Below are 19,506 nucleotides of genomic sequence, written 5' to 3' on the forward strand. Positions count from 1 at the left end.
TGGCGCGGCAGGACAGGATGGGGAACGTTGCGGCGGAAGGGGGCCGAATTGTTGCAGGATGCAGGGGGATCCATTGAGGGATTAGCCCCGTCAGAACGGCAGTTTGCTCTTGTGGTTTCCCATCATGCCCGCACACCGTACCGGGGAGCAGTTCTCCGGTACGGGGACGGGGGTCCCGAACCGGTTGGCGGCGCGGAAGGCCGGGGTTCCGGCCTCGAGTTCCTGGCCCGGCTCGGTTCGGGACCGGTCCGCATCACATCGGATGTTCTTGCCGACCTGGACGGCGTGGCGGGAGCGGTGGTGCTGTCCACGTGCAACCGGTTCGAGGTTTATTGCGACGTTGCTCCGGGCGCGGATCCGGACACCACCAGGAAGCACGTTCTGGAGGTCATCAGCGCATGCTCGGCTGTTTGCCCCGAGGAACTCGGCCGGGCACTTGTGTGCCTGACGGGCACCGCGATGACCGAGCATCTCTTCGCGGTGGGTGCCGGCCTCGACTCGGCAGTGGTGGGCGAACGGGAAATCGCCGGGCAGCTCCGGCGCTCACTTGCCGCGGCCCAGGAGACCGGGGCTGCCAGCGGATCCCTGGTCCGGCTCTTCCAGGCAGCTTCCCGCGCCGCCCGCGAAGTCGGATCGCTGACGGCCCTGGGTGAAGCCGGTCGCTCCATGGTGTCCGTCGCGCTGGACTTGGCCCTGGCCAAACTGGGACGCCGGGACCTGTCCGGTCTGTCCGTGGTGGTCATCGGTACCGGCGCGTACGCCGGATCCACCCTTGCGCTTCTGGCGGCAAGGGCATGCACGGCGGTATCCGTGTTTTCCTGGTCCGGACGGGCCGACGCATTTGCGTCAGCCCGCGGTGCCACCGGCCTGACCTCCGCGGAACTGCCCGCCGCCGTCCGCGGAGCGGATGTGGTGATCGGCTGCAGCGGCCGCGGGCCCAGGCTCAGCGCCGACGACTTTCTGGCCTTCCGGCAGGGCGCCGCGGGGCCGCGCGTCGTCGTCGACCTCGCCCTCAGCCGGGACTTCGAACCGGGGCTCGGCGAACTGCCCGGCCTTGGCCTCATCACGCTGGAGCATGTGCGCTTGGCCTCGCCGAGTGAACAGACCGACGTCCTCCGGCAGGCCGGTGACCTGGTCCGGCAGGCCGCCCTGAAGTTTGAGGAGGACCGGCAGGCGCGGCTGCTGGATCCGGCGATCGTGGCGCTGCGTGCACACATGCAGTCGGTACTGGCTGGTGAGGTGGCCAAAGTGAAGAGCCAGCACGGCTGCACGGCCACGGCGGAAGCGGTGGAATTCGCCCTGCGGCGGGTGGTGCGGCAGCTTCTGCATGTGCCCACCTCGAGGGCGCGTGAACTGGCGGCCGCCGGCCGGCAGGACGAGTACACCACTGCGCTTGAAACGCTGTTCGGGCTGGACGTGACGGCGGGTGCGGAAGCACCGGCGCCCGGCGCGACTGCGACGGGGGCAGCAGAAGCCGGAACGGGTGCCCTGGGTTGCCCTGCACGGGAGAGCCAGGACCGTCAGGCCCCGGAGGACACCCTGCCGGCGGCGAGCTAGCCGCTTGCCGGGCGAGGCAGGGACATAGAAGGTCCCCGACATAAAAAGTCCCCGGATTCCTGTTGCCAGGAGTCCGGGGACTTTCCACTCTTCGCTAAAAGAGTGGGCCCTGTGGGGATCGAACCCACGACCCACGGATTAAAAGTCCGATGCTCTACCAACTGAGCTAAAGGCCCAAACTGCCTGCTGGAATGCGGGCTTCAACAGCCTGCAAACGCGAAACAGTTCCAGTCCATTTCTGGACGTTTAATACTGTACCCCAGACGGTGGCCACTTCAGCACGGCGCCCCGCTGCCGCCGTCGAACGTGTCTTTGCCTGGGCGCGGCAGGGGTTTCGGGCTGTGGAGGGACAATACCCGGGAGCAGCAAGGGACGCTCGATTCCGGTTCCTTGCAGGAGTAGCGTGGGACCATGAGCCAGAATGCAGGAACCAGCGGTCCGGGCGGGGCGGAGCGGCACCACAAACCGAAGCCTTTTGCGCCCATAGATTTCGAACCTTTCGCAGGCGGCGCCGATCCGGCGCGTGTCTCGGAAGCTGCGCACCTGGCCGCCCAGGCCCTGGTGCGCCACGGGCGGGACAGCGATGATCCCGTCATCACCAAACGGCTGGTCAAGCTGGCCGACGAGCAGGGCCTTGAGGCGATAGCGGAGATGTGGGCTGAAAGCCCGGCACGTTCGCTGCCCGGCGCGCTGTGGCGGCTGTATGCCCTCCGCGCGGCAACCGTGCAGGATCCCGAGCGTATCTCCGTTTATTTCAAGGCGGGCAGGGACACCGCGCAGGTCTCCAACGTGGTGGCCGGCGCGGCCGAACCGCCTGGCGCCGATGAAATGAAGGTCATGGCGGACGCCATCCTGTCCGGGGCTTTCAACGGCGACTTCGACGTTGCGCTGGAGCGGTCCGCCGCGTTCTGCCGCGTGGTGGCGCTCGGCCAGGCCACGCTCGCGGACGGCGCGGAGCACTCAAACGAGAGCCATGCGCGCAAGCTGACGCGCAACTCCCACCTGCTCGTGAAAACCGCAGAGGACCTGGAACACGCCGCCAACGCCTGGCGGCTGGGTGAGCTCGACTGACCCATCAGGCCCGATCTGTCAATGTTGACTTGGCCCAGCCAAAGTAGAACACTGAAATAGGTGCCGAACCGCGAAACCCCCGGGCTTCAACATTTAGCCGCCTAGAGCGGCCTACCGCCGAGAGGCGTATCCGGTTCGGCACCATTTTCATGCCCCAACGCAGGTGCCGGTAAAGTACTGACTAGCTGCGGCTCGGACGTCAAGTCAAACCCCCCGCGGCGTCCCGCCCTGACAATCCTCCGGAGACCGGTACTCATGAAGCTGCGCCTTTTTCCCCAGGAGCCCGCAGGCCTGAACCTGCTCTCGCAGCTGGCCCGGCAGATCGTTTTTGCCAGCGCCACCATGGCGGAAATCCTGGGCGCCCCGGCCACCGAACACAACCGGCTGGTGGAGGACATGCACAACCACGAGGCAAAGTCGGCCGAGCTGCACTTTGCCCTCCTGACGCACATGCGCACCAGCTTCGTGAATCCCCTCCCCCGCGAGGACATGTATGCCCTGTCGCAGGGCCTGAACGAAGCCATTGAAAAGCTGGACGCCGCCGCCGAGTTGGTGGCGCTATACAACCTGGACCGGCTGCCGAAGCGCGCAGCCGACCAGCTGGAGATCATCAGCCGGCAGGCCGAGCTGACGGCTGACGCCATGCGCCGGCTGAACAACCTGGACGACCTTGAGGACTACTGGATCGAGGTCCTGCGCCTTGCCAAGCGGGCTGAACGCACGCACCGCGTCTGGGTCGCGGACATGCTCAAGGACATGAAGTCGGCCCAGTATGCCCGCAACCGGGACATCGCCAATCAGCTGGTGGACGTCACCAAGGACATGCGCCGGATCGCCACCCTGGTGGGTAGCATCATCGTCAAGGAATCCTGAGGTGACGCTGTTCATCTTCGCCCTGGTGGTACTCCTCACCGCGGCATTTTCCTTCGTCAACGGTTTCCGTGACGTATCCACCTCCGTGGCCCTGGCCGTGCGCACGCGCGCCCTGACCCCCACCGTGGCTGTCCTGCTGGCCGCCCTTTTCAACCTGATCGGCGCACTGCTGAGCGCCGGACTGGCCGTGGCAGTCAGCCAGAACTGGGTTGCCCTCCCGCCGGGCGACAGCGGCCTGACCATCATCGCCGCCGGCCTTGCCAGCGCGTGCGTCTGGGGCATCTTCCTGTGGTTGAAGGGCATTCCCTCGTCCTCCACGCATGCCCTGGTGGGTGGACTGGCGGGAGCCGGAACGGCCAGCGTGGTGGTGGGCGGCAATTCCGTGGGCGGCGTGGACCAGTCGCTCCTCTCCCAGGTGGTCCTCCCCCTGGTTCTCTCCCCTGTCATTGCCTTCATCGCCGCGTACCTGTTGGTGTTTCCCGTCACCTGGGCTGCGCGATACACCCAGCCGAGCGTGGTCAACAAGCGGTTCCGGTCCGCCCAGGCCATCGCCGCAGGCGCCGTCGCCTTTGGCCACGGCCTCCAGGACGGCCAGCGGGTCAGCGCTGTGCTCATCCTGGCGCTGCTGGCGGCAGGCTATTCCGACGGCGGTTCGCTTCCCCTGTGGGTGGCGCTGCTGTCCGCGGCCACGATCACGGCGGGCACGATGTTTGGCGGCTGGCGCATCTCGCACACCATTGGCTACCGGCTGACCCGGATCGATCCGCTGCGCGGTGTGGTGGCCCAGGGCTTCAGTGCGCTCCTGCTTTTTGTTGGCGCCATTGGCCTGCATTGGCCCGTTTCCACCACCCACACAGTCACGTCCGCAGCGCTGGGCGCGGGCGAAAACCAGCAGTTTGCCACCGTCCACCGCAAGCTGATGACCCGGATCCTGTCGCTCTGGGTCCTGACGCCGGCAGCAACGGCTGCGGGGGCCTTCGTCCTCGAACTGGCACTCTCCCCGCTGATCGCCGCCTGAAGGAACAACGCGAGGTCACTTCTCGCCCTTCCGGAGGTCCTGATAGGGCGATAAGTGACTCCGCGTTGCTGTATGCGAGTCCGGGGTGCGGCTGGGGACTATCCGAAGCGGCCGGAGACGTAGTCCTCGGTCGCCTTCTGGCTCGGGTTGTTGAAGATGGTGCTGGTCTCGGCGAACTCGATGAGTTTGCCGGGCTTGCCGGTGCCGGCGATGTTGAAGAACGCTGTCTTGTCCGAAACGCGGGCGGCCTGCTGCATGTTGTGGGTGACGATCACCACCGTGTACTGGTCCTTGAGCTCGTTGATGAGGTCCTCTACGGCCAGGGTGGAAATCGGGTCAAGGGCGGAACACGGCTCATCCATGAGGATCACCTGCGGCTCCACGGCGATAGCGCGGGCGATGCAGAGGCGCTGCTGCTGGCCGCCGGACAGTCCCGAGCCCGGCTTCTCCAGGCGGTCCTTGACCTCGTTCCAGAGGTTGGCGCCGCGGAGCGAGCGCTCCACCAGGGCATCGGCCTCGCCCTTGGAGATCTTTTGGTTGTTCAGTTTCACGCCGGCGAGGACGTTGTCCCGGATGGACATGGTGGGGAACGGGTTGGGCCGCTGGAACACCATGCCGATCTGGGAGCGCACCGTCACCGGGTCCACGCCGGGTCCGTACAGGTTGTCGCCGTCGAGCAGCACTTCCCCTTCGACCCGGGCACCCGGGAGCACCTCGTGCATGCGGTTCAGCGTGCGGAGGAAGGTGGACTTGCCGCAGCCGGAGGGGCCGATGAACGCCGTGACGGACTTGGCCTCGATGTTGATGCTGACGTCTTCCACGGCCAGGAAATTGCCGTAGTACACGTTCAGGTCTTTGACGTCGATGCGCTTGGACATGATGTTCCTTAACTTGCTCGGATGAAATGAAGTCTAAGTCCCGGCCCAGGGGCCGGTAAGGGAGGTTCGGCCTAGCGGCCCGTCTTGGGTGCGAAGACCCGGGCAATCAGGCGGGCGCCGAGGTTGAGCAGCATCACCAGGATGATGAGGACCAGGGCCGCACCCCATGCCCGCTGCGACGACGGGTCGGGGTTGGACGGCGAGGTGGGGTTCAGGATCTGCGTGTAGATGAACGTGGGCAGCGAAGCCATCCACCCGCCGAACACGTTGTTGTTGATGCTCGTCGCAAAACCCGCGGTCACCAGGATGGGGGCGGTCTCGCCGATAACCCGGGCGATTGCCAGGGTGACGCCGGACGCGATGCCGGAGATCGCCGTCGGGATGACCACCTTGAGGATGGTCCGCCATTTGCGCACGCCCAGCGCGTAGGCGGCCTCGCGGAGCTCGTTGGGCACGATCTTCAGCATTTCCTCGCTGGAGCGGACCACCACCGGGATCATCAGAACGGACAGCGCGACGGCGGCGACGGCGCCGGTTTTGGTGCCGGGGCCAACCACCGCGAAGAAGAACGCGGCAGCGAACAGGCCAGCCACGATGGACGGGATGCCGGTCATGACGTCCACGAAGAAGGTGATGGCGCGGGCCAGCGGGCGGTCGTTGCCGTACTCGACGAGGTAAATCGCCGTCAGCAGGCCCACCGGGACGGAGATGACCGTGGCCAGCAGGGTAATCTGCACCGTGCCGATCAGCGCGTGGTAGATGCCGCCGAGAACTGGTCCGGTGCCGTCTGCCGCCCGGTTGTCGAACACGCCGGTGACGCCGTTCATCGAGGTACCCAGGAAGCCCGGGTTGAGGAGGCCCGGCACGCCATTGACAACGACGGTCCAGATGACGGAGATCAGCGGGAGCAGTGCAACCAGGAAAGCGCCAACCACGAGGCAGGTGGCCAGCTTGTCCTTGGCCTTGCGCGACCCCTCAACGGCACCGCTCCACCCCACGAGACCGACGGCGAAAAGTACGGCGGAGACGATGCCCCAGCCGAAGGCGTTGAAGCCGATCAGGGCGAGGATCGCGGCCCCGAGGACCAGCGCGACGCCCAGGACCGCGTAGGGGGCGTACTTGGGCAGCTGGCCCTTGGTCAGGGCGGACCGCTTGCGGACCGGGGTCAGGGTGGAGGTCATTTAGTTGGCTCCCGAGAATTCTTTGTGCCGGCTGATGATCCACCGGGCGATCATGTTGACGGCGAGGGTGATCACGAACAGGACCAGGCCCGCGGCGATCAGCGTGCTCACCTTGAGGCCGCTGGCCTCGGGGAAGTTCAGGGCGATCTCGGCGGCGATGGTCTGGTTGCCGGACTGGATCAGGCTGCCGGTGAGAGCGCCGGAGGACAGCACCAGGGCCACGGCCATGGTCTCGCCCAGGGCGCGGCCGAGGCCCAGCATGACGGCGCTGATGATGCCGGGGCGGGCGAAGGGCAGCACCGACATCTTGATCATTTCCCAGCGTGTGGCGCCCAGCGCGAGGGCTGCTTCCTCGTGCAGTTTCGGGGTCTGGAGGAAGATCTCGCGGGACAGCGAGGTGATGATGGGAATCACCATGACGGACAGCACGATGCCGGCGGTCAGGATGGTCTTGCCCGTGGCGGAGGCGGGACCGTGGAAGATCGGCAGCCAGCCCACGTTCGCAGCCAGCCAGCCGTAGGCGGGCGAAATCTGGGGGGCCAGAAAGGCCGCGCCCCAGGCGCCGTAGATGACGGAGGGGATCGCGGCGAGCAGGTCCACCACGTAGCCGAGGCCGGATGCCAGGCCGCGCGGGGCGAAGTGCGAGATGAAGAGGGCGACGCCGATGGATACGGGCGTGGCGATGGCCAGCGCGATGATGGCGGCGATGAGGGTGCCGACGACGATCGGCCAGATGTAGGCGAAGAAGCCCTCGCCGCCCTGGATGTCCGCGGCGGGGGCGGTGAAGGCGGGAACCGCCTGGATGACGAGGAAGAGCGCCACCCCGAAAAGTACTGCAAGGATCAGGCAGCCTGCCGCGAGGGCCGCTCCGGAGAAGACTTTGTCCCCGGTGCGGCCGGCGCCTCGGGAACTGGTCAGGGAGGTGGTGGTCATACCCGGCCCTTCGGTGTTGGTGGTGCAGAGATACGGATCGTGCTGTAACCGCGCGTTACACGGCTAAGTTCCCCGCCCTGCCTGGCGGCTGGGCGGGGAACCTCGGCGTTCGGGTCAAACGTTACGACTTGACCTTGATGGCTTCGATCGACTTGACGGCTTTCGCGGCCAGGGTGGCGGAGATCGGAGCCGACTTGGCGGACTCGGCCGCAGCCTTCTGGCCCTCTTCGGAAACTACGTACTTCTCGAAAGCCTTGACCAGGTCGACGGTTTCCTGCTTGTCGTAGGTGGAGCAGACGATGTGGTAGGAAACCAGGACCACCGGGTAGGCGCCAGCCTCGGTGGTGGTGCGGTCAAGCTTGATGGCACCGTCGGTGTCGGCGCGGCCTTCAACAGCCTTGCCGAGGTCGACTGCCTTGGAGGCGGCTTCCGGGGAGATCTTGACGAACTCGGAACCGACCTTGATCTGGGCGACGCCCAGCTTGCCGCCGACGGCGGAGTCGTCAGCGTAGGTCACGGCACCGGGGGTGTCGGTGACCGTCTTGACGACGCCGGACGTGCCCTTGGCGTTCTCACCCTTGAGGGATGCAGGCCAGATGCCGTCGGCCTTGTCCTTCCAGACATCGGCAGCGGCAGCGGAGAGGTACTCAGTGAAGTTCTTGGTGGTGCCGGAGTCGTCAGAGCGGCTCACCGGGGTGACGGCGAGGTCCGGGAGCTTGGCGTCCGGGTTCAGGGCTGCGATGGCGGGGTCGTTCCACTTGGCGATTTCGCCGCGGAAGATCTTGGCAGCGGTGGGCGCGTCCAGCTTCAGCTCGGTGATGTCCGGCAGGTTGAACGCGATGGCGATCGGCGAGATGTAGACGGGGATCTCGATGGCGCCCTCGGGGCCGCACACCTTCTTGGCGGAAGCCAGTTCCTCGTCCTTCAGGTAGGCATCCGAGCCGGCGAACTGTGCCGAACCGTCGAGGATTGCCTTGCGCCCGGCACCGGAGCCGTCCGGGGAGTACTGCACGGTGGCGCCCTGGTTGGCGGAGGCGAAGTTGGTCTTCCAGACGTCCATGGCCGCGCCCTGCGCGGAGGAGCCGATGCCGGTCAGGGTACCGGTGACCCGGGTGCCGGCGGCGGAGGCGCTGCCTGCCGGGGCGGTGTTCGTGGCGTTGTCTGAACCACAGGCGGTGAGCGCGAGTGCGCCAGCGGCGATAACAGCGATTGCCGCGTGGCGGCCGAAGCGGAGTGCCTTCACTGGGTGTACCCCTTCCAGGGTTTTTCGATGCGGTGCGGACCGGAGACGTCCGAACGTGCGATGCGTACTTTTGTACCTTCACTGAAGTTATGGGCCGCAGGTAACAAGTTTTGGGGTCGCAGGTGAACGCAGGGTTAACGACGGCGGGCCATTGGCTTACACCTGCGGCGTCACCATTGCGTTGGATGCGCCGCAGTCGTAGTGAGCCCGCCACACCGTTCACAGCGCTAACAGCGGCCCCACATGGCACGATGGGGCTTATGGAAACGTCAGGGCCGCTGGACGCCCGCCAGTTGGGTGCTGGACGGCCGTCGGACGCCGATGTGGACCTGTACCGCAGGCTGAGTTCGGACATCACCGCCGGCGTCGCCGTGGTCTCCACCCGGTTGCGGAACAGGGACTACGCGGCCACGGTGAGCGGCTTCCTCCCGGTTTCCTACGACCCGCCCACCATGCTGGTCAGCCTGTACGCGGAGTCCCGTATTGGCGAGGCCGTGGAGGAGGCGGGCACCTGGGCCCTCAGCGTGCTCTCTGGCAAGCACCAGGGCACGGCGACGTGGCTGGCCAGTCCGGGAACACCGCTGCACGGGCTGCTGGCGCAGGTCCCGTTCCGGCGCGGTCCGGCCACAGGAGCCGCCATCATCGACGGCTGCCTGGCCTTCTTCGAACTGCGCACCGTGTCGGTCCATGCTGCCGCCACCCACCTCCTGGTCGTGGGCGAGGTGGTGGCCATGGGCAGCGGGGCGGAACCGTCCGAGGCTCCGGACCCGCTGGTGCATTTCGGCTCGGAGTTCCGCCGTCTGGCGCCGTGAACCCGTTGGCACAGTAAAGCAGTCGGGCACAGTAATAAGGGTGCGCTCCGCCTGGAATCCCTGCGGAACGCACCCTCATTTGTAACTCACCCTTATTTACGGGGTTGACCAGCTACTCGAGGTGGACCGGCTGCGCCGACCGGCCGGCCGCACCGGGCTGCCGGCCCCGAAGGAACCACGCCAACAGCACCGTCCCCAGGACGGCGATGGCGGTGGACACCATGGCCAGCCCGGGAACCGCCGGGAGGACAAGAAAGACGACGGCGGCTGCCACGGCCAGGGCGATGACGGTGGTCCGGGGCTGCTTCATTGAGACGATGGCCTGGACCAGCACGGCACCAAGGACCGCGGGCAGCACGTACAGCCGGGTCACGTTCATTACGGCGGGCGGGATAACGCTGATGAGCCAGCTCCCCAGCAGGCCCACGAAAATGGCGAGCGAAGCCAGGTGGACGGCGGCCGCACCGCAGATCGCCACGACGGAAGCCAGCTGGCCGCGGCGGGTCCCCGGCTTGGCGCCGATGTTGGTCTGCGCGATCAGGGCGGCGGGCAGGAGCTTGTTGGAGATGTTGCCGATCATGAAGGCCTGGTACATGGCGGCCGGTCCGAGGATGGGGTAATACGTCAGAGGCTCCACGATCCAGATGATCCCGAACGTGGCAGCGACGGCGGCGAAGGCGATCCAGAGCTGTGCGGGCGCGATGTCCAGCCCTCCGGCGAAGACGAGATACAGCGGGCCGGCCACGGAAACCAGCAGGCCCCCGATCATCGTGGCGCGTCCCCAGCGCGAGGTGGTGCGGTCAAACTCGGCCATGGCCTGGTCCGTGGCGGCGGGTGCGGTGCTGGTGGCTGTCATGGTTCCTGTCCTTACTGAAGGGCTAACTGGAGGGGGGCTGGTGTGGGTGGGCCGGTCCGGGTTGTGCCGGATGCGGGGTCAGCCGGCGGACGTGAGAAAGGCCGCGCCAAGGGCGGCGACGATCGAGATGCCCAGGCCCCATTCCCGGAGCCAGCTCTTGCCGAGCGCCTTGGCCAGCAGCAGGGACAGCGCCATCACCGCGGCGGAAACGGCAAAGGTGACCATGTGAGTGCCGGACTTTGGCAGCTCTGTGAAGCCCAGGCAGGCGAAGGCCCCGATGAGGGCGGCCGCGGGAACGATGGCCATGGCCGCCGGGTTGATCGCGCGTACCTTGGCGTCGCCGCGGCGGAGCAGCGGTGTAAGGATCAGCGTGGCGATCATCCACATGGCCCCGCCGATGCTCATGGCAAAGAACGCCACCGCGAAAACGCTTTGGGTGTAGCTCGCGTCGCCGAGCTTGGCTCCCAGGGTGCCTGCCGCGATGCCGGCTGCCGAGACGTCGTAGGCGGCGGAGCCGATGAGCCCGATCCGGGACAGCACGGCGGGTGCACCGAACAGTGCCAGCAGCGCGATGGCCACGAGCGAGACGGCGAGCGAGGGGCCGATCGCGGAGACAGCGCCTGACCGGAATGACGTCCTGATATCTCCTGGTGTCATCTGCACCGAGGGTGCTGCCCGCCGCACTGCCCGGAGGAAGATCAGCGACTGGACCACGATGACGCCGAAGACGCCTGCCACGCAGAGCCAGAGGACGGGGGCGTTGGCAATTGCAACGATGTCAGCTGAACCGGTGGGGGCCAGGGGTGCGTGCATGGGAGCCTCCTGTTTAGGGCCGCAGTGGGCCGGCGATGCTGATGCCGCGGGCAGGACCGCTGCGCTGCGGAATCTGGACCTCCGACCGGATCGGCCAGCAGGTTAGGAATACTGTCCGGGACGCCGGCCCGGGACGGCAAGGGATGGCGGAATCGGCCAAAATTCTGGCCGGATCAGTCATGCCGCGGTTTCGAGGGCCGATGCCTTCCACTCCCGCTCCCGGTCCTCCACACTTCAGGGAGGTACAACCTCGCACTCTTCAACCGCCGCCCGAAGGAGCACCATGTCTGACGCCATCAGCGAACTTTCCGCCGTCGAGCTCACCGCCGCCATCAGGAACAGGGAAATCTCGGCGCGGGAGGCCCTTGACTGCCACCTTGAACGCATTGCCGAGGTGAATCCCCGGCTCAACGCGGTGGTGACCCTCGACGCCGAGGGTGCAGCGAAACTGGCAGCCCGCGCCGACGAACTCACGGCCTCCGGCGCCGAACTGCCGCCCCTGCACGGCCTGCCCCTGACCCACAAGGACACCAACAACACCGCCGGAATGCGCACCACCCAGGGCTCGGTTGTACTGAAGGACTGCGTGCCGGCCAGGGACGACCTCATCATCGCCCGGCTCAAGGCCGCCGGTGTGATCAGCACGGGAAAGACCAACGTTCCCGAGTTCGGGGCAGGCTCCCACACGTTCAACGACCTCTTCGGCACCACCACCAATCCGTACGCGCCAGCCCTCAGTGCAGGCGGAAGCAGCGGCGGGGTGGCCGCCGTCGTGGGTTCCCGTGTGCAGCCGATGGGTGACGGCAGCGACATGGGCGGCTCGCTGCGGATCCCCGCGTCCTTTTGCAACATCGTCGGATTCCGGCCGTCCCAGGCCGTCATTCCCATGCCATCCGATATCAACGCTTGGTCCTGGCTGGGGCGGACCGGCCCGATGGCCCGGACCGTGGAGGACATTGCACTGTTCATGTCGGTCACCGCCGGACGGGATCCGCGCGTGCCCCACCCGCAGGTGGTTGATCCGGCGGATTTCAGGGCCGGGCTGGAGACCGACATGCGCGGCGTCCGGATCGGCTGGTCACGGGACTTTGGCATCGGGGTTCCGGTGGAACCGGAAATCGCCGACCATCTGGAACGCCAGCTGGCGGTGTTTGAGGAACTGGGTGCAGTGGTGGAGGAGGCGTCCCCGGATTTCAGCGAGGCGGACCTTGTCTTCGGCAACACGCGGGCGCTGGATTTCGCGGCCGGCCTGGGCGCCCTGGTCGCCGAATCCGGCGAGCTCATCAAGCCGGAGGTGCGGTGGAACGTCGGCAAGGGGCAGGCGCTCACCGCTGAGGACATCATTGCCACCAACGCCGCCCGCACCCGGCTTGAATACAGCGTCCAGGACTTCTTCGCGCGCTACGACATCTTTGCGGGCCCGTGCGCGCAGGTGCTGCCGTTCGATGCGTCCCTGCGCTACCCGCAGGAGATAGCCGGAGTCCCGTCCGAAACCTATCTGGACTGGATGCGGTCGGCGTGCCTGCTCTCGGCCACCGGCCTGCCGGTGCTGAGCCTGCCTACCGGGTTCGGCAGCTCCGGGCTGCCCATCGGGCTGCAGCTGGCCTCGAACCACTACACAGACGTGCAGCTGCTGCGCTGGGCGAGGGCGTTCGAACTGCAGACCGGGTACGCCGCGGTGGCGCCGGATTTGGGTGAATCAACGCTGAGCGCGCCGGCCGCCGGACGCGGCGGACTCAGGCCGGTGTCCGGGCAGGGGGCATGATGCGCCCACCGCGTTTGCGGGCATCCAGCAGTACGGACACGTCAACGGACGACGCCTGTGCCGCCCAGTCGGAAGCCGTTATCAGGCGGTACAGGGACTGCTGGTCGGGCACTGTCACGTCGGCCACGATCTGGTAGTCACCGGCGAGCGCTGCTGCGTAGCGCACCGTGGGCAGCTCGGCCAGGCTCTTGCCGAGCTGCTCCACCTGGTGCGGCGCGGCCCTGATCCACAGCAGCGCCTCGACGGCGAGCCCCAGGGCAGCCGGTTCCACCACGACGCGGGGCTGGACCTGGTTGTTGGCGAGCAGCCATTCGCAGCGCCGGCGGGCGGTTGCCTCCGAGACCCCGACGCGCCGGGCCAGCGCTTCGAAACTGATGCGTCCGTCCGCGCAGAGTGCCTCCACAAGCTCGGTGTCCTGGCGGTTCAAGGGCTGCCGCACCGCATATACGCCGGTGTCCGCGGCGACCGGCGAGCGCAGGGCGTCTGCCTGCTCCGCGGTGAGCATCTCCGGCCGCCAGCCCTGGATGGTCCGGAAGTACCGCAGCACCGGATAACTCACGGAGTGCCGCAACCCGATGGTCGAGGGCAGCTCGTCGGAGAGGATGTCCCCCATCCTGTCCGGGTCCGTGAGGATCTCGGCCACGCAGTCTCCATTGCCGGTGACCGTGTAGACGAACGTGGTGTCGGAGCGCTGCGCGAGCGACTGCGCGGCAGCGCGGGCTGTTCCCGGGGTGCAGCGCATTTCCACCAGCATCGACGCCGGATGCGGCCGCACGGCGGCGACGGCGACGGCGCCGGATTCCAGGAGCTGAGCCCCGCGGCGGGCCACGGTGCGCTCCGGCTCGCCCAGGACGGCGGCCATCTTGCGCCACGGGCAGCGGGGATCCAGCTGCAAGGCAGCCACAATCTGTCGTTCCAGTGAATCGAGCAGGATCATCCGCACTCCATCATCCGCATACAGGCCTTCCTTCAGGGCTCCATTTCAGCATGAAACAGGGCCGCACTCCGGGGGACGGAGCGAAGGCGGGCCAGCAGCGTCGCGGCGAGGAACGCCGTCGTAATTTCCAGCACGACGACGGCGAGCAGGCCCCCGGCTCCTGAACCCAAAGTGACCGGCCCCACAGCGCCCGGCCCGAGGAGATCCCCGCCGGGCACCGCCCCGGTATGGGAGTGGCCGGACGCCCCTCCCCCGGAGAAGGCAGAGCCGCCCAGCAGCAGGACGGCGTGCAGGGCAGTCATGGCCAGGGCGCAGCCCATCACCTGGCGCAGGGCCTTCTCCCTGCCGCCGCGCCACAGGTGCACGGCGCACGGCAGGCAGACCCCGACCATCGCGAGCATCACGGCGCCCAGCCACGGTCCGTGGTGGTTTCCGGCGACGAGCCACAGGTGCACCACACAGGACGCGGCGGTCACCAGCGAGACTGCGCGGGAGTGCAGGACACGGCGGCCGCCGGAGAATGAGCTGGTGCCGGGGACGCGGCCGGCGGCGCGGCCCCATCCCGGCAGTGCGGTCACGGCGTGAGCCTAGCCGTGACACGGGGAATCGACGGACTCCCCGGCGTCACCGTGGCAGTGGCCCCCGGCCTGCACATTCGGATTGGCGGGCACATCCAGGACCGGGCTGCGGTCGAAGAAGCCTTCGGGGGCGGAGCTTGAAGCCGACGGTGTCCACCGGCATGATGGGCCAGTCCTCCACCCGCGGGAAGTGGGTCAGGCCGAAGGTGTGCCACACGACGATGTCCTGGCCGTCGATGTCGCGGTCCTGGGCGACGTAGGCGGGCAGGCCGGCACCGCCGGAGTGCTGGTTGACGAAGTCACCGGTGGGATAGCGCTCGTCGTCGGCGTACCGGGTGACCCAGAGGTCCTTGGTGGCAAACGCGGCCCGCCGGGCAATCGAGGATTCGGGGTCAGCCATCAGGGTGGGCTGGTTGTGCGCGTGCAGCTTGTAGCCAACCGGCTCGTTGAGACGATTCTTGGATTCGGGGTTGGAGATGATCCAGCTGCGGCCGGCGCGGGCGTCCGCTTCCCGCACGGCTTCGGACTCGCGGGTCAGCACGGTGCGCTTGCGCGTGAAGGCGTTGCCGCGCTCGTTGCCCGGGCCCATCGCCTGCCGGACCACGTCCTCTTCCTCCACCCTGTTGGTGAAGCCGTCGATGGCCATGTCCAGGCGGGCGCTGAAGATGTGCTGGTGGAACGGGGCGCCGAGGCCCGGCGCCAACTGGGAGATGTTGTCCGAGCCGCCTTCCGGGAACGCGGAGGTGAAGACGACGCCGGTGGCCTTGGCCTCGAATTCGATGGTGCCGTCAAGGTAGAGGTACCAGTAGAAGCCGTAGTCGTAGTTGCCGATGGTGGTGAAGAAGGAGATCACCATGCGGCGGTTCCGGCGGGTGTAGTTGATGCCGGTCCAGAGGTCGCTGTGCTTGGCCAGGATGCCCCAGTCCTCCTCGTGCATGCAGATGCCGTTGCGGATCTCGCGGGGGTTGCCGAAGGCGTCGCTGATGACGGGGCTGAGGTATGTGATGTCGCCGAGGCAGTCGCAGCCCAGCTCCAGGGAGTTGGCGTACTGGCCCACGAGGTACTCCCCCGTGTCGAAGTAGTTCTGCCAGGACCGGATCGGTGACGGATCGCCGTACGGGACCACCATCTCGGCGATCGATGCGCGGTTGATGATGGGCCGGAGCCGGTCCCCGTCCCGGAAGGCGATGTTGTGCAGCACCACGCCCTCGCGGACGTCGAAGCCGACATCAAGGCTCCATTTCTCCCACTCGATGTGGTTGCCGCCGGTCACCGTAAAGCTGGGGCCCTCGGGCTGCGTGATGCTGATCGGCTTCTGTGTGGTCCGCAGCGGGCCGGTGAGCTCGGGATCGGTGTAGTTGCCGTGCTCTGCCGGAATGGGGAAAACGCCGGTGTCGAACACCTGCGTGACTTCCTTGCCGACCACATCCACATAGGCCACGAGCCCGTCCACCGGGTGGGCCCAGGCGCTGTCCTCCGGGAACTCCTGCACGAAGGCGAGCCCGCGCAGGATCCGGCGGCCCTTCTCCTCGGCATATTCGAACACGCCGGCGGAGAGTGGGGCAACGCGCACCTTGCTGACGTCCAGGTTCCGGGCGGCCAGGGCCGTCAGCCACCGCTCGTCCGTGGCCAGCAGCTGTTCCACCACCTCGAACTCCTCTTCCAGGACCGGCAGTTCGCCGGTGGCGGCGGTGTCGAGTTCGACGGCGGAGATCACCGTGCCGCTGGTGACCGAGACGGTGACGTCCTGCGGCCGGGCACCGGAGACGTCGTGGATGAAGATCCGGAACCGCCGGTCTTCCGTGCCGGAGCCGGTTCCGGCGGCAGTTCCGCCGGAGGCTTCATTTCCACGGACAGGGTCCAGCAGGCCCAGGTAGGCAATGCGCTTCTCCGGACCAAGAAGTCCGCCGGAGCGAAGAATGCCCTGCACCTCGCTGATGTCCGCCGCGGATGCGAGGCGGAACGGGCTGGCTGTTTCTGTGATGGAGAGCGTCATAGCGGCCTTTGTCCGGGACCCTGGCGGGTCGGATTTTTTATTTTCTATAGTTGTAGAGAATAAGCGAACGTAAGATGGCTCACAAGAGTCTGGGCGAAAATATTTACTGGGGAGCGGCATCGTGCCAAAGATTGTTGACCACGACGAGCGCCGCTTGGAACTCGTCGATGCGACCTGGCGGATCATCGCCCGGCTGGGCATCGAAAGCGCCACCATGCGGGAGATCGCCACCGAGGCGGGCTTCGCGAACGGCGCCCTGAAGCCGTACTTTCCCACCAAGGACACGCTGCTGACCTTCGCGTTCGGCCACGTCTTCAACCGGACCAACGAGCGCATCGCCGAAGTCACCTCGGGGCTTTCGGGGCTGGCGGCCCTGCGGGCTTTCTGCGTGGAAGTCCTCCCGCTGGATGAGGAACGGATCAATGAAGCGCGGATAGTGATCCCCTTCTGGCAGAAGGCCATCAACGATCCGGGCAAGGCGCAGATCCACAGGGAATCGATGCAGGAGTGGCTGGGTACGATCCGGCGCCACCTCGCGGAAGCCAGGGACAGCGGCGAGGTAAGTGCCGCCGTCGACGACGACAGTCTCGCCGGCCAGCTGCTGAACATGCTGCTGGGGGCCCAGATCGCGGCAGCGCTGCTCCCTGAGGGCCAGACGGAGCTCGGCCTGGACGGACAGCTTGAGGGATACCTCACCCTGCTGACGGGCCAGCGTTGAGCGGGAGCAACCAGGTGACGCCGGAAGAGACCATCCCACAGGAAATCGACACGCCGGAAATCATGATCGACGCAGACATCCTCGACCGGAACATCGGCAGGATGGCGTCAGCCGTTCGGGCACGGGGCCTGGACCTGCGCCCGCATGCCAAAACCCACAAGATTCCCGAAATCGCAGCCCGCCAGATCGCGGCCGGAGCCTCCGGGCTGACAGTGGCAACCATCGGTGAGGCTGAAGTGTTCGCGGCCGCCGGCGTCGACAACCTCTTCATCGCCTACCCGCTCTGGATTTCGCCACAGAAGGCCGAGCGGCTTAAGCACCTGTCGCAGACTGCGCAGATCACCGTCGGCGTGGACTCCGTGGAGGGCGCAACGAGGCTGGGATCCGGCCTCGAAAACGCCGCCGGGAGAATCAGCGTCCTCGTGGAAGTGGACAGCGGCCATCACCGCAGCGGCGTCCATCCGGAAACCGTCGCGCCGGTCGCCGAAGCAGCAGCGCGCGCCGGACTGAAAGTCGCGGGAGTCTTCACCTTTCCGGGACACAGCTACGCGCCGGGCATGCCGGTCGAGGCGGCCAGGCAGGAGCAGCAGGCCCTGGGCCGGGCGTCCGAGGTTCTGACGGCGGCAGGATTCGAGGTCACCTGCCGCAGCGGCGGTTCGACCCCGACGGCGATGCTGACCGGGAACTCGGCCGCCACCGAGGTGCGCCCGGGAGTCTACATCTTTGGTGACGCCCAGCAGCTGGAGCTGGAGCGGTGTGCCATCGATGACATCGCACTGACAGTGGCGGCCACCGTGGTCAGCCACCACGCAACCCCGGCGGACGGTCCCGCACGTTTCATCATCGACGCCGGCAGCAAGGTTCTCGGCAGCGACCGGCCCGCGTGGGCAAGCGGCTTCGGTCGGCTGATGGACCATCCCGACGCCCGGATCACCGCACTGTCGGAGCACCATGCAACTGTCGAGTGGGCGGAGCCCGGGACCATGCCCGCCATCGGGCACCGGCTGCGGGTCATTCCCAACCACGTGTGCCTCGCAATGAACCTCGTGGACGACGTCGCGGTGGTCCGCGGAGGCGAACTTGTGGACCGCTGGGCGGTGGCGGCCCGCGGCAGGAACAGGTAAGCGGCGCGAGGGGTGGTGCTCACGGAATCTTTTTTCGCCATACGTTGAAAAAAGATGACAGGGTGGAATTTCGCCGCTAACCTGAAATGACTGTGTTCCACGACACAGTGTTGGGGACCCGCAGACAGACAGCCAACCGGCGTCAGGAATGTTCATGCCAGCAACCACAGCCCGCTCCACGGACCAGACCCTCACCTCCAGTGTGGCCACCTCCTTTGACCACTGGAGGCATCTCGTCGCGCAGTCCTTCGTGCCGCTGGCCGCCGAAACCGAACGGCCTGAGCAGTTCCAAGGCCGTATGCGCTCCAGGGTGCTGGACCGCACGTGCATCGTGGAAGTTTCGGCTTCAAGCCACAGCGTCCACCGCACACCGGCGCTCCTGGCACAGTCCGACCAGCGCTATTTCAAGCTCAACCTCCAGCTGGAGGGCACCGGACTCCTCATCCAGGACAACCGCGAGGCCGTGCTCCGCCCCGGCGACCTGGCCATCTACGACACCAACCGCCCATACACGCTGGCGTTCGAAGAACAGGCCCGGATGATGGTGGTCATGTTCCCGCACGACTCCCTGTCGCTGCCGCCGGACTATGTGGGACAGCTATCGGCCGTCCGCATGGCCGGGGAATCCGGAATGGCAGGCATCGTGGGACCGTTCATCACGCGGCTCGCCGGCAATCTTGAGGCGCTCAGCGGGCCGAGCGGCTCCCGGCTCGCTGCCAACACGCTGGACCTCGTCTCCACCATGCTCCATGCGGAACTGGATCTGGCTGCGGACAGCATGAAGCCCCAGGCGCTGCTGGCCACGTCGGTCCGTGACTATATCGAGGCGAACCTCGCCGATCCGCAGCTGTCGCCGGCCAGCATTGCCGCGGCCCATTTCATTTCCACCCGCCACCTGCACAACGTCTTCCACGAGTCCGGCAGCACGGTTGCCAGCTGGATCCGGAGCCGCCGGCTGGAACGGGTCCGCCGCGACCTCAGGGATCCGCTGCACTCAGGTACCTCCGTGGGTACCGTCGCTTCGCGCTGGGGATTCCTGGACGCGGCGCACTTCAGCCGCACCTTCCGGGAGGCCTTCGGTGAATCACCCAGCGACTGGCGGCGCGGCGCCTAGGGAGACAGCGCCTAAATCCCCGGCGCCTAGATCAGCACG

General features: G+C 67.0%; 17 protein-coding genes, 1 tRNA gene and 1 pseudogene. 9 read left to right on the plus strand and 10 right to left on the minus strand.

All coding sequences use genetic code 11. The annotated features are described in order from the left end of the window. Window positions 1-222: 222 nt before the first annotated feature. A complete protein-coding gene (locus ABIE00_RS21550; RefSeq protein ID WP_502914298.1) occupies window positions 223-1,557 on the plus strand; it encodes a glutamyl-tRNA reductase in 1,335 nt (444 codons plus the stop codon). Between the two features lie 103 nt (window positions 1,558-1,660). Here the strand turns inward: ABIE00_RS21550 and ABIE00_RS21555 are convergent. After that, window positions 1,661-1,733 (minus strand) — tRNA-Lys (locus ABIE00_RS21555). Window positions 1,734-1,968: 235 nt separating this feature from the next. Here ABIE00_RS21555 and ABIE00_RS21560 point away from each other — a divergent pair. From ABIE00_RS21560 to ABIE00_RS21570, 3 genes are all read left to right on the plus strand, one after another. After that, a complete protein-coding gene (locus tag ABIE00_RS21560; protein ID WP_354262680.1) occupies window positions 1,969-2,628 on the plus strand; it encodes a hypothetical protein in 660 nt (219 codons plus the stop codon). A 255-nt stretch (window positions 2,629-2,883) separates the two neighbouring features. Beyond that, entirely contained in the window at window positions 2,884-3,501 is a 618-nt protein-coding gene (locus tag ABIE00_RS21565; RefSeq protein WP_331575135.1) for a DUF47 domain-containing protein, read from the plus strand. A gap of 1 nt (window position 3,502) precedes the next feature. Beyond that, window positions 3,503-4,519, plus strand: a complete 1,017-nt coding sequence (locus ABIE00_RS21570; RefSeq protein WP_354262681.1) for an inorganic phosphate transporter — start codon at window positions 3,503-3,505, stop codon at window positions 4,517-4,519. A 98-nt stretch (window positions 4,520-4,617) separates the two neighbouring features. On the opposite strand, the gene pstB is transcribed toward ABIE00_RS21570, so the two are convergent. The 4 genes from pstB to pstS all read right to left on the minus strand — a co-directional run bounded on the left by pstB (window position 4,618) and on the right by pstS (window position 8,754). Continuing rightward, window positions 4,618-5,397: a phosphate ABC transporter ATP-binding protein PstB gene (gene pstB / locus ABIE00_RS21575; RefSeq protein WP_003799400.1), complete on the minus strand. Its 780-nt coding sequence runs from the start codon at window positions 5,395-5,397 to the stop codon at window positions 4,618-4,620. Between the two features lie 71 nt (window positions 5,398-5,468). Further along, window positions 5,469-6,578, minus strand: coding sequence for a phosphate ABC transporter permease PstA (gene pstA / locus ABIE00_RS21580; RefSeq protein WP_354262682.1), 1,110 nt, complete (start codon window positions 6,576-6,578; stop codon window positions 5,469-5,471). Further along, window positions 6,579-7,511, minus strand: coding sequence for a phosphate ABC transporter permease subunit PstC (gene pstC, locus ABIE00_RS21585; protein ID WP_354262683.1), 933 nt, complete (start codon window positions 7,509-7,511; stop codon window positions 6,579-6,581). It lies immediately after the preceding gene. Between the two features lie 121 nt (window positions 7,512-7,632). Next, the gene (gene pstS / locus ABIE00_RS21590) at window positions 7,633-8,754 is read right to left on the minus strand and encodes a phosphate ABC transporter substrate-binding protein PstS (RefSeq protein ID WP_354262684.1); all 1,122 of its coding nucleotides are present in this window, start codon (window positions 8,752-8,754) and stop codon (window positions 7,633-7,635) included. A 260-nt stretch (window positions 8,755-9,014) separates the two neighbouring features. On the opposite strand from pstS, the gene ABIE00_RS21595 reads away from it, so the two are divergent. Next, the gene (locus ABIE00_RS21595) at window positions 9,015-9,566 is read left to right on the plus strand and encodes a flavin reductase family protein (RefSeq protein WP_354262685.1); all 552 of its coding nucleotides are present in this window, start codon (window positions 9,015-9,017) and stop codon (window positions 9,564-9,566) included. A gap of 112 nt (window positions 9,567-9,678) precedes the next feature. Here the strand turns inward: ABIE00_RS21595 and ABIE00_RS21600 are convergent, their stop codons facing one another. Both ABIE00_RS21600 and ABIE00_RS21605 read right to left on the minus strand, forming a co-directional pair. Then, a complete protein-coding gene (locus tag ABIE00_RS21600) occupies window positions 9,679-10,422 on the minus strand; it encodes a hypothetical protein (RefSeq protein ID WP_354262686.1) in 744 nt (247 codons plus the stop codon). Between the two features lie 78 nt (window positions 10,423-10,500). Then, window positions 10,501-11,235, minus strand: a complete 735-nt coding sequence (locus ABIE00_RS21605; RefSeq protein ID WP_354262687.1) for a DUF5058 family protein — start codon at window positions 11,233-11,235, stop codon at window positions 10,501-10,503. Window positions 11,236-11,518: 283 nt separating this feature from the next. On the opposite strand from ABIE00_RS21605, the gene ABIE00_RS21610 reads away from it, so the two are divergent. Then, window positions 11,519-13,000 carry an amidase family protein gene (locus ABIE00_RS21610; RefSeq protein ID WP_354262688.1) on the plus strand — a complete coding sequence of 494 codons (1,482 nt, stop codon included), beginning with the start codon at window positions 11,519-11,521 and terminating at the stop codon, window positions 12,998-13,000. Here the strand turns inward: ABIE00_RS21610 and ABIE00_RS21615 are convergent. From ABIE00_RS21615 to ABIE00_RS21625, 3 genes and pseudogenes are all read right to left on the minus strand, one after another. Continuing rightward, window positions 12,972-13,937, minus strand: coding sequence for an Lrp/AsnC family transcriptional regulator (locus ABIE00_RS21615; RefSeq protein WP_354262689.1), 966 nt, complete (start codon window positions 13,935-13,937; stop codon window positions 12,972-12,974). The genes ABIE00_RS21610 and ABIE00_RS21615 overlap by 29 nt on opposite strands. Before the next feature lie 32 nt (window positions 13,938-13,969). Further along, a complete protein-coding gene (locus tag ABIE00_RS21620) occupies window positions 13,970-14,515 on the minus strand; it encodes a hypothetical protein (RefSeq protein ID WP_354262690.1) in 546 nt (181 codons plus the stop codon). A 9-nt stretch (window positions 14,516-14,524) separates the two neighbouring features. Continuing rightward, a pseudogene (locus ABIE00_RS21625) lies at window positions 14,525-16,511 on the minus strand (primary-amine oxidase). Between the two features lie 121 nt (window positions 16,512-16,632). Between ABIE00_RS21625 and ABIE00_RS21630 the strand changes: the two are divergent. From ABIE00_RS21630 to ABIE00_RS21640, 3 genes are all read left to right on the plus strand, one after another. Then, on the plus strand, window positions 16,633-17,229 hold the full coding sequence (locus ABIE00_RS21630) for a TetR/AcrR family transcriptional regulator (RefSeq protein WP_354262691.1): 597 nt from the start codon (window positions 16,633-16,635) through the stop codon (window positions 17,227-17,229). A 62-nt stretch (window positions 17,230-17,291) separates the two neighbouring features. After that, window positions 17,292-18,353: a D-TA family PLP-dependent enzyme gene (locus tag ABIE00_RS21635; RefSeq protein ID WP_354263478.1), complete on the plus strand. Its 1,062-nt coding sequence runs from the start codon at window positions 17,292-17,294 to the stop codon at window positions 18,351-18,353. Window positions 18,354-18,507: 154 nt separating this feature from the next. After that, window positions 18,508-19,467: an AraC-like ligand-binding domain-containing protein gene (locus tag ABIE00_RS21640; protein ID WP_354262692.1), complete on the plus strand. Its 960-nt coding sequence runs from the start codon at window positions 18,508-18,510 to the stop codon at window positions 19,465-19,467. Window positions 19,468-19,506: the final 39 nt, after the last annotated feature.

Source organism: Arthrobacter sp. OAP107 (assembly GCF_040546765.1).
Taxonomy (GTDB): domain Bacteria; phylum Actinomycetota; class Actinomycetes; order Actinomycetales; family Micrococcaceae; genus Arthrobacter.